9 protein-coding genes and 1 other RNA gene are annotated in these 16,172 nt (G+C 47.2%); 3 read left to right on the top strand and 7 right to left on the bottom strand.

The features are described 5' to 3' along the window. Positions 1-71: 71 nt before the first annotated feature. From IRJ16_RS01540 to IRJ16_RS01530, 3 genes are all read left to right on the top strand, one after another. The gene (locus IRJ16_RS01540; protein ID WP_194109750.1) at positions 72-1,193 is read left to right on the top strand and encodes a toxin-antitoxin system YwqK family antitoxin; all 1,122 of its coding nucleotides are present in this window, start codon (positions 72-74) and stop codon (positions 1,191-1,193) included. After that, entirely contained in the window at positions 1,190-2,050 is an 861-nt protein-coding gene (locus tag IRJ16_RS01535; protein WP_194109749.1) for a fructosamine kinase family protein, read from the top strand. The genes IRJ16_RS01540 and IRJ16_RS01535 overlap by 4 nt, the downstream gene beginning before the upstream one ends. 61 nt (positions 2,051-2,111) lie before the next feature. Next, a complete protein-coding gene (locus tag IRJ16_RS01530) occupies positions 2,112-2,642 on the top strand; it encodes an SHOCT domain-containing protein (protein ID WP_194109748.1) in 531 nt (176 codons plus the stop codon). Positions 2,643-2,902: 260 nt separating this feature from the next. Here IRJ16_RS01530 and IRJ16_RS01525 read toward each other — a convergent pair whose 3' ends face one another. From IRJ16_RS01525 to IRJ16_RS01495, 7 genes are all read right to left on the bottom strand, one after another. Further along, complete coding sequence (locus IRJ16_RS01525) at positions 2,903-5,812, bottom strand: carboxypeptidase-like regulatory domain-containing protein (RefSeq protein WP_194109747.1); 2,910 nt, start codon at positions 5,810-5,812, stop codon at positions 2,903-2,905. A 226-nt stretch (positions 5,813-6,038) separates the two neighbouring features. Beyond that, positions 6,039-7,682: a hypothetical protein gene (locus tag IRJ16_RS01520; protein WP_194109746.1), complete on the bottom strand. Its 1,644-nt coding sequence runs from the start codon at positions 7,680-7,682 to the stop codon at positions 6,039-6,041. Between the two features lie 501 nt (positions 7,683-8,183). After that, complete coding sequence (locus tag IRJ16_RS01515) at positions 8,184-9,827, bottom strand: hypothetical protein (protein WP_194109745.1); 1,644 nt, start codon at positions 9,825-9,827, stop codon at positions 8,184-8,186. 197 nt (positions 9,828-10,024) lie between these two features. Further along, complete coding sequence (locus IRJ16_RS01510) at positions 10,025-11,404, bottom strand: sigma-54-dependent transcriptional regulator (protein WP_194109744.1); 1,380 nt, start codon at positions 11,402-11,404, stop codon at positions 10,025-10,027. Positions 11,405-11,519: 115 nt separating this feature from the next. Then, positions 11,520-11,909: RNase P RNA component class A (gene rnpB, locus IRJ16_RS01505), an RNA gene on the bottom strand. Positions 11,910-12,010: 101 nt separating this feature from the next. Beyond that, positions 12,011-14,419: a prolyl oligopeptidase family serine peptidase gene (locus IRJ16_RS01500; RefSeq protein WP_194109743.1), complete on the bottom strand. Its 2,409-nt coding sequence runs from the start codon at positions 14,417-14,419 to the stop codon at positions 12,011-12,013. Further along, complete coding sequence (locus IRJ16_RS01495; RefSeq protein WP_194109742.1) at positions 14,416-16,164, bottom strand: hypothetical protein; 1,749 nt, start codon at positions 16,162-16,164, stop codon at positions 14,416-14,418. The genes IRJ16_RS01500 and IRJ16_RS01495 overlap by 4 nt, the downstream gene beginning before the upstream one ends. Between the last annotated feature and the right edge of the window lie 8 nt (positions 16,165-16,172).

Here is a 16,172-nt window from a genome sequence, read left to right as displayed (position 1 = left end):
GTTGATATTTATGAACGGCGCAACGAATTAAGTACTTTAGCGTAAAATAAATTAACTCAAAGCCTTATCAAATGAAGTTATTATTGACCCTATTATGCTCTTTTATTACTACGCAAGCCTATTGCTGCTGGTGCGAAGGGATCAAACCGTTTAAAAATAAAGAAGACCTGAAAGGATACCAGGCGATAGCGTTGGTGAGGATAGACGATCTGGGCCCGGTAGACTCGGGCAGGATCACTTTACGTAAGACCCCAAATGTAAAGGTGACCGTGTTAGAACAGTTTAAAGGCGAGCCTACCACGCTATTTGTAGACCCAGGTTTTAATACCACTTGTAATTTGGGTTTAGAAGTGGGAGAGGTATGGTTGTTCTTTGGTATCGTTTACGAAGGTAAAATGTCGGTCTTCAGTTGCGACCATACAACAAAATATCAAGATGCCGACGGCTACCGTGATTGGTTTAACACTTACACTATGGAGAAATTGGCGCTGTTGCGAGATATTTATCAGCACCCGTCGTCAACCGTATTAAGTAAGATACTTTGTCCAAATGGTAAAACCGAGGTATCACAACATTTTAAAAATGGACGGTTGGATGGTAAGCGCAACATCTGGTACCCTACAGGTATCCCATTTATAACCGAGGAATTTAATAATGGTATCCGCACGGGTCATCGGTTGATCTATTCGCCAAGCGGTCAGCTGATCAGAGATGTTACTTATCGAGATAACCTGATCGCCAAAGCGGTAAGTTATCTTGATACCGGTGAGGCGTCGGAACGTATTAAAATGAGGATCATGTTAGCATTTGACCATAAAGACAGTTTATTCAATATTCATCAATTAGACTCGATGCGAACGGTAAACGGTCGGGATAAACAGCTACAACAGGTTTATGAGTATAGTGCTGATGGCCGGAGTTATATTAGGAAGTCTTATAAAGTTACCGAAGGGATGAGTTTAGAAGAGCGCTTAGATATGAAGGAGGAGGTTTACGAGATCCGGGTCTATTATCCCAACGGTAATTTAAAACTGCATCGAACGTCTTATAACAAATTGAACCAGGAAATAGAGCGTTCCTACGCTAATAATGGTACAAGTAAAGAAGTTGCCGGGAATTGCGGACAATGCAAAGTAATATTCAATAAGGATGCATCGCCCGCCGGTGCGCCTGAAAGAATATTTTTACAATGATATCGCCCGCGCTCACCGACCATATAGCAACAACCACGGAAAGGATCACCATCATTAAACCCGTTAGCGGTGGCAGCATCAACCAGGCTTATTACTTAGCAACGTTATCCGGCGAGTATTTTATCAAGTTTAATAGCGCAAACCGTTTCCCATTGATGTTTCAAAGAGAGCAGGAGGGGCTATCGGCCATTGCATCAACAAACATGATCGCTGTTCCACAGGTGATAGCAGCAGGAGAGTTGGAGGACGATGCCTTTCTGTTGATGGAATGGATACCAGCCGGTATTAGTAACAAAAAATCGCAAACGACCTTTGGCGAGCAACTTGCTCAAATGCACCGGCACAGCTCGTCCTCCTTCGGTTTTGATGCTGATAACTATATGGGTTCGCTTCCGCAAAGTAACAAGCGCCATACTAACTGGTCCGACTTTTTTAGAGATGAGCGACTGACCCCGATGCTTAATATAGCTAACCGCAAAGGTTACCTTACCTTCAACGACAACCACAATGTAGAACAGATCTATAAAAAACTGGGCGAAATCTTTCCTGAAGAACCTCCGGCGCTCATCCACGGCGACCTGTGGAGCGGTAACTATATCATTAGCAAAAGCGGTAAACCATACCTGATCGATCCGGCGGTTAGCTATGGCCACCGCGAGTTCGATATTGCCATGACCACCTTATCCGGCGGTTTCGACAGGGCTTTTTATGAGGCCTACCACGCGACGTATCCATTACAGCCGGGCTGGCAGGAACGTTTGGAACTTTACAATTTGTATCCCTTGCTGCTGCATCTAAATTTATTCGGGGCGGGCTACCTGGGGCAAGTGCGTCAGGCTATCGCAACCTATATTTGATAGCGATAAATTACCGGCCATTAAACGTTTTGCTTAACTTGGTGTCGTATTGATCAAGCAGATGAAAAAATTAGTATTACTAACAACGCTCCTGGTGCCGATGCTCACCAAAGCGCAAGACATCAAGGAATACCAGGCTACCAACGGGGTGACTTACCATCTTAACGATACTGTACGCCTGGGCAAGGGGTCGAATAATAATGGCTCTTTCTTTTTTGTGGAAGATCGGGGTGCCATGGGTTTCATCAACGTACCCAACCCTCAGGGCCGAAGCAATGGCCGGGGCCTGCAAAAAGAGTTTGCCAACGGGGCGCTTATTGTTAAAAGCATTAAAAAGATCCAAGCTAAAAACGTAGACAAATACGTTTTTATGGTGTCAGGCGCGGGGCCATTTCGTTATTCCATGTATATAGACGATGCTATCTCAGTATGCGAAGTAACACCATGTAAAAATAGCATAGAGGCCGATAGGTCAAGTGGACCCGTAGCTTCTGTCGCCGACGAGATCAAAAAGCTAAAAGAGCTGATGGATTCGGGCGCGATCACGAAAGAAGAATTTGAGAAACGCAAAAAGAAGCTGCTGGACCAATAACCATCGTCTACCCATGGCAAGTTTTATTTTTAAAGGGTGTCATGGTGAGCCCGTCGAACCATGGTGCGGCGGGGTAGCCACTATGCAAATGGTGACTGTGCATTGTGGCGATCCCCCCGCATGTCGCTTTTCGACAAGCGCAGGATGACACCCCCTTGTAATATCAGCTTCAAAGTCCCATCGTGAATCTTCAAACTCAGGGTGACATCTCCCTTGTCATACATACTTCAAAGACCATCGGGATCAGAAAAACAGGGGGGTCATTTGCTCTTGGCCGGTAACTTATACAACAAACTTCCGGTCCGCCCGTCAGCGCTCATGCCTTGTAGGTTTATGCTCAGTCCACCATCACTATCGGATGTATAAAAGGTAACCGTCGCCTTGCCGTTCTTATCCGTAACGATGTTTGGTTCCCAATGCACGGTAGGGCGATAGTCAGGAAAGGTCAGCTTACTTTTGATGGCATATTTAGGGGTGTAAAATAGTTTAGGAGGTGTAATCGGTACCGGGCGGTAAAATTGAAAAGATGCGTTGGCATATTGTGTTTTGCCGCCAACACCACTGTAACTGGTTATAGCCATCATTGGCCCCTTAAAGTGTGTGTATTTATCGCTCACAGCAAGTTCGATCCCGCGGATGTCAGAAAGATTGAACTTCGATAATTCCTCTACAGCATCAACTGACCGCCGAAAATACCCCCACGGGTTTTTGAAATCATTGATAACCATTTGGTCAAAATCCAATTTAGGACTTATTTGGAGGCCGTTATATTTAACAATTATGATCGGTTCATCCCGGCTGTTATAGCCGTGCATAAATCTTAAACCGGGGATATTTCTTGATAAGAACTCGTACAGGTTAGTCAGTCCGGATCGCTTGATGTCATTCTCGTCAAATATATAGTCGGCCTTCCCGGGGCCGATCTCGTTGTACGAGCCTCTGATGATCTTTGTTTGTTTGATCTTCACCTCCTTTAACAAAGTACCTACCCCCTTTGGATAGGCGGCGTTAGCCCAAGCCGTAAGGCGTTTAGCCTGATCGATCAGTGTGCTGTCTGTGTTTACATACCAAGGCAGGATAGGGTAGTTAAAAAAGGGAAGCTGCAACATAAAGTGGGCGCGGTCAATATCTACCTCGCTTAACGCCAACGGTTTCAAATTAGCATTAACCGCCTGGAAGAAAAAGGAGCCTGAGTCGATAGCTAAAAGGCTACGGAAGGCGAAGACACCGTTCTTATCGGTCACCTCTTTACCGTCAAGTGCCGGTTTTTTAGAATATATCCATACGTTGGCGTTGGGTATAGGCTTGCCAGACATATTAAGTACCGTTCCCGTGATACTTTGGGTGTTTTGCGGTTTGAACCAGATCTTTTTCTCAGACCCGAACACTTTTGTCCACGGATGATCGGCCCAGGCCTGGGTCAGCATTAAATTATCTAACGCCTCCCATGCCTTTTTATCGGTGCGATGGATGTAATACCCCGGCGATTCTATCTCTCCTTTTACAAAGTATTCCTCAAAATCCTTCAGGTACATCTTCTTAAAATCTTTGATCTTGCTTATCGTCAAATTGCCGGTCAACAATAAACTGGTTGTAGCGTCAAGATCACCCAACGTATCCACTTTGGTTTGCCGGTCATCAGTGACCGATAACGAGAAACGCCCGGCTACCGGATTGCCGTTTTTATCTTTTACCTCAATGCTCAAGCTTACGCTATCCCGCTTGCCGTAGCTTGGTTTGTGGGGAGTTATCTTCATTTGTAATTGGTCGTGATGGTCAATAAAAACAACACGCTCATTCAACGGTGTGATACCTTTAAACAAAGTAAAACGGACGGGGCCGGTAGGGAAAGCCTTCTTTTCAACAATGAGTTCTTTAGTGTCGATCATTACTTTTTGGGCGTAACGCAGCGCGCCACCAGCGGTAGCAACCATCGTTATGCCACTGTCTAATGGAACGCTGTTAAGTCCCGCTAAAGTTATTTTGACATGGTTAGCGTTCTCGACATTCTCTAAATGGATCACCGTGCCAAAGGGCTCAACCTTGGGCAGCTGGTATTCTTCGGTAACGCCTTGCGGCTCGGTAATGCGTGCGGTGTAAGTTTCGGTAGGGCGTTTGTTGACCCACGACTGTATCGCTCTGTTCAAACTATCGCTGCCCGGCTGCGGAGTAAACTCAAACGCGCCCATACCTTTATGTAATGCCTTAAAACTCGCTACTTTTTTGCCCTTACTATCAAATACATCCCCGGCCACATTTGTCCCGCGACCATCTTCACCGATCGCTTTAAAACCTACTGTCGACTTTAGGCCTGCCACCAGTTTGCCGCCCTCGGGTAAAAATTGCAGGTCTATCTTGTTGCTGCGGTCAATGGTTAGCGGTACTTTTAATATCTTATTGGTATCTATCGGGTCTAAGGATGTGATCTGCGCCCGCACGCGTTTACCGTCTACCCTGTCTTTCAGATCCTCGGTAAATTTAAGGCTGCCATCCACGCCCGTGCGCATCTTCTTTTTAAAAAGGTAACGGTCGCGATCGTATATCCTTACCTCCACATCTTTCAGCGTGACGGGGGATAATAACTTATCGGTACGGTTAAGCGCCAGCGAAACAGATATGCGGCTTTTGCCATTTACGCTATCTATCTTAGTGTCCGATGTGACCAGCCAGGCATCCGTCATGGCCTGACCAAAATAAAAACGGCGGGAATAGTACGACTGAAAATTCTGCATCCAGGTGGTGTTGGCCCACAGTGTAAAATTGCCCTCCAGGTATTGTATCTTACGAATAGGAAATTGCGCCCAACCTATGCCATTGACCAGGCGTACGCTAATGCGGTCGATCACGTTAAGGCTGTCATCCTGCATGGTCACATACAAGCGGTTGCTCATATTGGTGCCTTTACCGGTGACGTTGTTCACTACATAAGCCTTGAACCAAATGGTATCGCCAATGTTGTAGAACGCTTTATCGGTATGCAAGTGTACCTTTTCGGTAGGGAGTTTTTGGTTAGTGGCTTTTAACGAATCGAATATGCGTTTCATATCCCTGTCGACGATCCGGGCCGATGTAGACTGATCTACCTGCGCCCGGCAAATACCGGCGAAGGCAACTAATAAAATAGCACAGCTATATCTTTTAACAAAGTGGAGGTAAGAAGGCAGAGGCATTAATTTAGGTTTTGGTTTGCCCTAAAAAAAGGGTTATGCAATATACAAACTATCGCATAACCCCTCATGTTTTAGCAAAAGAAATTTGCTTAGGTTAACCAAAGATCCGAACGTCGATAAAGTTTTAGTTATCGTAGCCGAGGCAAAATTTTGCCCGGAGATCAAAAACATTTCGAGGATAATTTTGCCGATGCCGCCATTTTAGGCAACATCGGCAAAAAGAAGATTATTGATTTGACTGGATGAACATCGGTGTTTCGGTAACCGTAACGGTCAGTTTACCGCCTATGGCTAAACCTGTGGTTTTAGTCATGGTGTTGGCACCGGGCTTTGGTTTGTAAATGCTAGCGGTGTAACTGCCCTTGCCCAGATCCAATTTGTAAGTTGCCTTACGGTCTTTCTGATCCGGAACTACCAATACATACATGGTTTTGATGCCGTTAGTGTACTGATCCACCATTGGGTTTTTGCTAATGTTCTTTACAAAGCTGTAATCGCCCATCAGGTTTTTAGTTTGCAGGATATAGTCGGCAGCCGGGCGGCGTTTGGTCGGGTCGTTCAAACCGCTGGTGGCGTATTGGGTCGGGTCGCCATCGTTAGCATCGAACAGCAGGTAATGATACAAGCTTTGGATACCATGACGGGCGTACAGCAGCGATGTACGCAAAACCCAATCGGCCTGTGTCAGCAATACCGATTTGCTGCCAACCGGTGGCACTTTTTGCCAGCTGCCCTGGTTAACATCGTAGCCGGCTTCGGTAACCCAAACCGGTAGACCGTAGGCTTTACCCAGGCGAACAAATGCATCGGCTACTTCGCCCGCCATTGATAGCTCCGGCGCTATGCCTTTATAACCTTGCACAAAAGGGTTTACCCTGCCTTCGCTCGAATAATAGTGATAGTTGATCACATCAAAGCACAGATTTACCGAACCATCGGCACGGTAACCGCGGTTGGTTTTGCACCAGTTTATCATACGCTGAACGTACATGGTATCGCAAGTGGCAATGCCGCCCATTACCACCAACATGTTAGGATCGGCGGTCTTTACGCCAGCGTTGGCACCCATGGTACCTTTATGCCCATCATAAAAGGCGGACATGTTAGCTGCATATTCTTCGGCAGTTTGCTTAGTGGCCGGGCCTTTCCACCATTTATCGCGCTCGTTATCGCATTCGATGTATTTTACCAGACCTAAACCTATTTTTTTCTCGTTCACCGGATCATTGGTCCAGCGTGGCGTGGTGTTCACTTTTACCTGCCATGGGTCAACAGCGGTGTTAGAGCCGTATCGCGCCGCAAACTGAAATGCTACTAAGGCTTGTTTATAATACGATGCCGGATCGGGCAGGTAAGCGCCGTAGGGTGCAGGAACGTTCTCGTTATCGCGCTGGTCCGCAGGGTAGGTCTCTAAAAGCCAGTTAGGTACGGTCTTCAGGTCGGCAACTACCGGCATGCCTTCTTGCTTGCAGCGGCTATAGATGATGTCGTAATTCCAGCCGCCTGCGTTGGTCGGGTTAAAGGTGAAGCTGCCTTCGGCGTTCTCCAGTTTCTCCCAATCCATATAGTGGCGCACACCGCTAAAAGTTTTGATGAGCGACATCTTAGCCTCGTAGATCACGCTGCGGTTGTTTTGATCGTGGGGGTTCTCTAAAAAGTCCCACTCAAAAGCATTAATGCCGAACATATTTTTCAGCGGGACACTCGCAGGTAGCGCCGGGATCGGGTATTCAGCAAGCGCTAAAGTTTCCAGTTTTGGATGCGCAGTGGTGAGCGGCATCAGCGACTCCTCCTTTTTACATTGCGAGAAAGTTAGTAATGTAGCAGCCAGTAGTATAGCTTTAGTTGAGGTGTGTAAAAATTTAATCATCAGTCAATTAATTAGGGTCAATAGTTCAGTAAAATTGGCAGATGAGAAATCTCACTTTCGTGATCTTTCTCTTTTTTACGAGAAGGTCACGAAAAGGTTACTCATTTAAGGAATAAATTTGGACTTGATTAAAATGATATTCGATAAGCGATAATCATCAATAGAGGGTGAGATAGAAGTATTGGGAATGGTGGTTTTGTGATATTAGTTGAGGTGAATGCTGAGAGAATTAAGCTTAACTTTTAACAGCGTAGGCTTTCGTCATCCTACAAACGAACGACACAACTCTGATCCGATTCGCTCGTGGGAGCAGTCAACTAAAAGGGGTCAATGGTTGAAAGCCTGTCATCCTGAAAGCAGTTAAAGACTGCCGCTACAATGCAAAGCAGGAAAAGCAGATCCGAAATACGTATCAGTGAGGGTCCTTCACTGCGTTCCAAAATGACAAATTGTTATCAACTTTGCCGCTTGTTTCCGATCACATCGACTTTTGGGTCGACCTTAATTCCCTTCCACGAAAACCGGCGTCTCGGTAACGCTTATCTTTAATTTACCACCGCTAAATTTGGGGGTGCTTTTATCCATAGCATCGTCACCGGCTACTAATTTGTAAACGTTGGCAGACGATGCACCATCTAAAGCTAATTCATAGTCAGTAGTGCGACCTGTTTGATCTGGGACGGTCAGTACGTACATCGTTTTGTTGCCTTTTACATAAACGTCCACCAACGGGTCGGCATTGATGGTTTTGCTATAGGTGTAGTCGCCGATCAGTTTGTTGGTTTGCAGGATATAGTCAGTGGTCGGGCGGCGTTTGCCGCGCTCGGCCATGCCGCTGGTGGCGTATTGAGTAGGGTCGTTGCCCGGGTTGGCGTCAAAAAGCATGTAGTAATACAGCATGTCAATGCCGTGGCGCATGTACAATAGAGCCTGGCGCAAGTTCCAGTCGGCCTGAGTTAATAAGGCCGATTTCGAGCCGATCGGGATAGCCCTTTGCCAGCTACCCTGGTTAATATCGTAACCGCTCTCGGTAACCCATACCGGCAATTTATAACGTTTGCCTAAACTTACAAAAGCATCCGCCACCTGGCCCGACTGCGAAAGCTCGGGCGCTACACCTGTAGTTCCCTGGCGGTGCGGGTTTATGCCGCCATCATTAGCGTAATAGTGATAATTGATCACGTCGAAACAAAGGTCGACTGAGCCATCCGAACGCGTGCCACGGTTTTTGCGGCACCATTCTATCATCGTTTTTACCAAATTGGTATCGCAGGTGGCTATACCTCCCATTACAACCTTCATGTTCGGGTCGGCGGTTTTCACACCAACATTAGGGCCGAGTTTCCCTTTGTGACCATCGTAAAAAGCAGACATATTGGCCGCGTATTCCTCGGCGGTCTGTTTAGTGGCGATGCCTTTCCACCATTTATCGCGTTCGTTATCGCATTCGATGTATTTGACCAGGTTCAGACCTGCCTTTACCTCGTTGATCAGGTCGCCGTTCCAGCGTGGTTTGCTGTCTACCTTAAGCAAGTTACGGTCCACACCGGCATTAGATCCGTAACGCGCAGCAAACTGAAATGCTACTTGTGCCTGTTTAATGTAACTTGCTGGTTTACTTAGATCGGCGCCAAAAGGGGCAGGCACGTTCTCCGCGTCGCGCGCTTCGGTAGGGTAGGTGTTCATTAACCAGGGCGGGCAATTTTTCAGGTCGGCCAGCACGGTAATGCCATCGGCCTTGCAACGGGCGTAGATCACATCGTAATTCCAGCTGCCATCATTAGTAGGGGCAAAGGTGTAATTACCCTCGGTGTTCTCTATCTTTTGCCAGTCCATATAGTGCCTGAAACCACTAAAAGACCTGATGATATCCATATTGGTTTGATAAATGTCGTTACGGTTATTTTTATCGAATGGGTTCGACAGAAAATCCCACTCAAAAGCATTCACCCCGAACATGTTTTTCAATGGCACCGCATCGGGTTTAACAGGGACCTCTACCGACATCGGCGTGATAGCGACAGTATCGACAGCAGCTACCTCGGGACTTGGGATAGTAGCTTGCGACGACCTGCATTGCGCCAGCATTAATACCGAACTGAAAGCGACGTAGATAAAAGACCTGATGGTGAGGATAATGCCCATAAAATAAGATAGATGCCGTGTGTTTTAATTCGATCGTAAATTTAGTAAGCCTAAAGCAGTATTACAAAAGCGGTGACCGTTAGCCTACAACCTCACAGAATTTTGTTTTAGCCGCCAGGTGTTGATCTCAGTTGACAATCATAAAAAAACGCCATGCAAGAAAACCTGCATGGCGCTAATAGTTAAGCCTTACGGAGTTACTCGCCCCGTTTCAGGCCGAATTTTTCGATCTTACTGTATAGGTGACTGCGTTGGATATCTATATCGTCGGCAGTTTTGGATACATTCCAGTTATTCTTCTCCAGTTTGAACTTGATGTACTCGCGTTCAGCAAAGTCTTTGTACTCCTGGAAGTTTTTGAACTGATCATAATCCGTTTGCGGAGCTGCGGCTGCACCAGCTACGGCCGTTACCGGTGCCGATGGGTTAGCGAATTGGCGTACATCGCCGTCGGTGATCACCTTATCACTCAGGATGATCAAACGCTCTACCATGTTACGTAGTTCACGGATGTTCCCGGTCCAAGGTAGGTTCTTTAGAGCTTCCATACCTGCTTCGGATACCTTTTTAACAGGCATACCATATTCGGTACAGATCTCATCCAAAAAGCTTTGGGTGATCATTGGGATATCGTCGCGGCGCTCTACCAATGGCGGTACGTGGATCAGTATCACACTCAAGCGGTGATACAAGTCCATACGGAAATTACCGGCCTCTATCTCTTTTAACAGATCTTTGTTTGTCGCCGCTATTACACGTACGTCCACATCTATTTCTTTCTCGCCGCCTACACGGGTGATCTTACTTTCTTGTAAGGCGCGCAGTACTTTGGCTTGGGCAGATAGGCTCATATCGCCGATCTCGTCAAGGAATAAAGTGCCGCCAGATGCCGATTCGAATTTACCGATACGCTGCTTAACAGCCGAGGTAAACGACCCTTTCTCGTGACCGAACAATTCACTCTCGATCAACTCTGAAGGGATGGCCGCGCAGTTAACCTCGATGATGGGGGCGTTAGATCGGTTAGATTTTTCGTGCAACCAGCGTGCTACCAATTCCTTACCGGCACCGTTAGCACCGGTCACCAATACGCGGGCATCGGTAGGTGCAACACGGTCGATGGTCTCTTTGATCTTATGTATAGGTTGAGATTCGCCAAGGATAGGGCGTACCTTTGATACCTTCTTTTTAAGGACCTTTGTTTCAGTAACTAAACTACCGCGATCTAAAGCGTTACGTACGGTAATTAATAGGCGGTTAAGGTCTGGTGGTTTGCTGATAAAATCGAACGCGCCTTTCTTGCTGGCCTCTACCGCGGTCTCTACCGTGCCATGGCCCGATATCATAATGAACGGCAGATCGGGCTTGATCAGTAAGCCTTCGGTCAGCACTTCCATGCCATCCATGCGGTTCATTTTAATGTCGCAAAGGATCAGGTCGTAGTCGTTATCGCGGATCTTCACCAATCCGTCAACGCCGTTATCAATGTCGTCTACGGTGTAATCTTCGTATTCTAAAATTTCGCGTAGAGTATTACGGATCGCCCGCTCGTCGTCAATAATTAAAATTTTGGCCATGCTTGGTTATGAGGATATGATAATATCAGGGTTAAATATATGCTGAATTGTATAGTAAACAAAACACATTAGATCTTGTTTAAAAAAATGCCCCCTTTTTTACGAGGGGGCAAATATCAGCTGCAAAGCTATAAGCCGGGTTCTGTTCTCCGTTTGACGGGAGCTTCTATCATTGATCTTTTCTGTACGTTGCCGCACAGCTTTAACGGCCTACCCATGCCGACATCCCAACTTGACGTTGTGAAGGGGACGAGCAGCCCCGCGTCCGACACCTATTTGGCCTTTCAACTCCTGAGGTTTACCGCGATCGCGATCACCCGCGAAAGCCGTGAGCTCTTACCTCACGTTTTCACCCTTACCCATTATTACTAACAGGCGGTATATTCTCTGTGGCACTTGCTGTCACCCGCTGCGGGTGCCTTCCCGTTAGGAAGCAGGATGCTCTGTGTTGCCCGGACTTTCCTCCGCCCGCCTTGCGGCGAACAGCGATAGAACGTTTTGCAGGGGCAAAGATAGGTTTTTAAGTCGGGAAGTCTCGAGTCTAAAGTCCGAAGTCAACAAACATAAAGGACTTCTGACTTAGAACTTCAGACTTCCGACCCGAGACTACTTAGCTCCCTTTACATAAGTATCCATCCACGTCAGCTGCTCCCAAAGTTTGTGCAGCAGGTTCTCTTTACCACGATAGCCGTGGGCCTCGTAAGGCAGGTAAACAAAACGCACCGTGCCACCCAAACCTTTTACAGCCGCGAATAAACGCTCGCTGTTGATCGGGAAGGTACCCGAGTTATCGTCGGCATCGCCGTGGATAAGCAGGAGCGGGGTTTTGATCTTATCGGCATAGCTGAACGGACTCATATCAAAATACAACTTAGGCTCTTGCCAGTAAGTACGGTCCTCGTTTTGGAAACCGAAAGGGGTAAGAGTACGGTTGTATGCACCGCTCTCTGCCAATCCGGCTTTAAACAATTTGGTATGGGCCAAAAGGTTAGCGGTCATAAAAGCGCCGTAGCTATGGCCGCCAACGGCCATACGGTTCTTATCACCAACGCCCATGTCTGATAATTTGCCAATGGCCGCTTCGGCGTTCAGTTCTAACTGCTCTACAAAGCTATCGTTAGGGCGTTTGCCTTCTTTGGCAACGATCGGCATTTCGGCATTGTTCAACACCGCATAACCTGCCATCACAAAAAATACCGGGCTGCCGCCACCAATTGTGGTGAAGCGGTCTTTAGAACCGCGGGTCTGTGCGGCATCAGCGGCCGAATCATATTCGCGTGGGTAAGCCCAGATCAGTACCGGCAGTGGGCCGTCCTTCTCTTTGTTGTAGCCTTTTGGCAGGTATAGGTCGCCTGTCAGGTCTACACCGTCTTTACGTTTATAAAATATCTTTTGCACGCTAACACCTTCCATTTGCGGGTAAGGGTTTGCAAAACTGGTTATCTGCTTATCGTTACCGGGTGCTTTCAGATCCTTAATAAAATAATTAGGTACTTCGGTCTGCGACTCGCGACGGGTCAATACGATGAGTTTATCCGGGTCCAATACATCAACCACCATTTCGTAATGGCCCTCGCTTGCGCGCCAAATGATATCGTTCTTTTTAGTGCTCAGATCAAACTTAGCCAAAAATGGAAGGTCGCCGGCTTTTGATGCACCTACGGTATTGTTCATCAATAGCTTGGTGCCGCCATCAGTAGTGTGAATCACACTGCGACCATATTTATTTTTAACCAAAACAGGTGTGCCGGGATTATTGTACGAGTCTGTAGTGCTACGCTCGATCAAGGTTTCCAATTTCCCTGTCGACGGGTTGAATACCGATGTGCGGTTGGTTTGCTTAGATCTTAAACCGTCACTTACTAATGCCAGTGTCGGTGTTCCCCAAGTAATGCCACGGAAACGGTATGGGGTTTTGAATAACTCCTTAGGCTCACCTTTAAATGGCGAGTTTAGCGAATACACAGCGTCGTGAAAATCCATTTTCTTTTTAATGACACCGCTATCCAGTGGCTGCGACCAGGTGATGGTGGCAGGCTCGTCATCGCGCCAATCAAATCCACGCGGAACGTTTTGGGTGTTATCCGCGCCCGAGGGTGTACCCTCGCTTGATGGCAGGGTCGCCATTACTTTGGCCACTTTGCCGGTCATGTCGGTAATGGCCACGGTAGATGGGAAGCCGCCGACAGTAACCAGGTACGAGAATGGTTTGCGGATGGTACGCATCAGCATAAATTGTTTATCGGGCGATACCGTGATGCTGCTGTAAATAGTCGGCTTACCGATAGGTGTTTCCACACCACCTTTATTGCGAGTTAGTTGCGAGGTAGCGTAAAACTCGAACAGGCTTTCGTCATGCGGCGATTTGATCAGGTCCTCATAAGTGGGGCTTGGTGCGGCCTTGCCTAAGCTTTGCTGAATAGTTGGCCCTTTAGGCATCAGTGGTTTGGCCGGCGCTAAAGCTGCCGGTTTTAAGGCAGCGCGATATAATACTGTGTTATTATCTACCCAGGTTATCCCTGTGCCTAATATCGTGTTTAAAGAATGTTTGTTGATCTTGGTAGCCTTGTGGGTCAACACATCGATCATGTAAAGGTCAACGGTCTTGGCATTGGTCTGCGTGAAAATGATCTTATGCTCATCGGGACTCCAGCTAACGCCGCCGGCAAAAAGCGGTGCAGGCAATCCCGTGATCGGGAAGGTTTTGCCGGTCTTAATGTTCTTCAGTGTAAAATTGTTAACGAAGGTCTGCCTGCTTAACGAGTAGTTATTAGGGTTGATACGCAAACCTGCGATACGCACTTCGGGCCGGGCCAATTCCTCTACCGACGGGTAGGGGTTACGCTCGCTTAATAACATCCACTCGGCTTTAGAGTCGATGCCGGCAGTGGGCGTTGGTTTAGCCAATAGCAGATCGCTCATGGCTTTGGGTGGCGTCCGGTAGCCGGTCTCGTCTTGTGCATGCACATAGGTTGATGCCAGTAGCAGGAAGATGTAAGTACTGAGTTTTTTCATATAGTTTGTTTAGTGGGTTTCTTAATTTTCTTGGGCTTTTCGATCGCCTCGCTTTCATCCAGCGATTCCAGATCCATCCAACTGGTTTTTTTATATTGCACGATCATGATCCAGGCAATGGCGGCAATTGGTACAATAACTATCCAAATAGCAAGCTCCCATTTACTTAAAAAGTAGTGGCCAACACCTAATATACCTACCAATATCAATGTTGCCATACTCGCGATCACTTTTCCACCTGATTGTTTCACTACCACCGGCTTAGAGAATGGTAATCCCTTGACACCGAACAAAGCGACCAACACCCCATAAATAAGGCATATAAAAAAAGCCAATATCGCGTCGTTAATAGTGGCAGGCCCCCAAACTACCGCTACGCCAATAGCTGTGATCATGTAGAACGGCAGATAATATAATGTCAAGACCGCCTTGAACATCCCCGAAAGTATCCTGCCCGGTTTATCTACAGGCACCGCGTAGTAGATCCAGGCGGCCTTGAATTTTTCGGACATGGCAATGTTGGTGAGCATGGATGTAAGGATGATACTGCTAAGGTAAAGCAGCGAAAAATAGGCGCTGCCGCTTTGTATGTTGGTCAGTTTATCATCAAGGGATTGCCCTTTCCCGCCGCTTAAAGCCATGTAGAGGAATAGAATAGGTACGAATGCGAATGACGGGTAGGCTTTTAGCTTAAAGTCGCGGCTGCGGGCGGCCAGTTTCCAGCTGATGCTGAAACCCGCATTCTCTACCGGATCAGGCGCTACCATTTTCCCTATTTTATCTCTGAGGTCCTGTTTGTCATAGGTTTTAATAGATCTCGGCGCCGAGGTATTTCCGTCAGAGGTTGATAACGCCATCAACTTTTGGTTAAAGCCCGGTGCCAGCACTTTGATCACGAACCATATACCTACCATCGGTACTACCAAAGCCATCAATGCCAAAATGATAACAGGTAAGGTCAATTGGCCGGGGTGGATGAACACGTAATTAAATGCTGATATCCAAACCGAAGGTAAAAAATAAGCCCAGGTATGTTCCAGCAGGTTGATCTTGGCCAAAGCTTTCAGATCCACTAATCGCGGCAGTAAATAATAGGTGGCGAAGATCAGCGTAGAAAAAGCTATTTGAAAATAGTTGATCAGATCCTTAAACCGTTGCGGATCCATTGTGCGCATCATGGCCAGGTAGACCAGGTTAACGATCAGTACGCTGATGAAGGTAGCCTGCAACACTTCGATCAGCATTACGAACGGCGACAGGAAACTTTTATCGGCCACCCCCGCCAAAACTATAGCAGGGAGACCCAGAACGAAAGCCCATTTGATTACGTAAACGGTAATATGTGCTATGCGCGATACAGCGATGGTGCGGTCGTCAACAGGGCGGGGGAGGATGATGAACTGATCGCGCGTATCTATCAATACCGAGGTAAAATCGGTAACAATCGTAAAGCACAGCAGGATGATGAATATACTGAAAAAGAAAGTATGGGAAGATAGCGGCCCTTCGCCATAAAACAAGATCATGGCCAAAACCAAACCCATCAGCATCGAAAAAAGGATGGTGAGGATAGGGTTGCCGCTATTGCTTGTAGCGGTCTTCTTTTTAGCGAACAGCGTGCGCGGACGGCGGTCGTCCATTGTTAATTTAACAGCGAGGATATGATGCAACTGATCGGTATTCACGCCCGCCTTGATCAGTATCGGATCGAACATGCGGGCTAAGCGTAGTAGTAGTTTATTCATAGTCCCGA

This window comes from Mucilaginibacter myungsuensis (assembly GCF_015222005.1).
In the GTDB taxonomy this organism is placed as follows: Bacteria; Bacteroidota; Bacteroidia; order Sphingobacteriales; family Sphingobacteriaceae; genus Mucilaginibacter; species Mucilaginibacter myungsuensis.
Note: the sequence above shows the minus strand (reverse complement) of the source record. Positions and strands in the feature narration are given on the sequence as shown.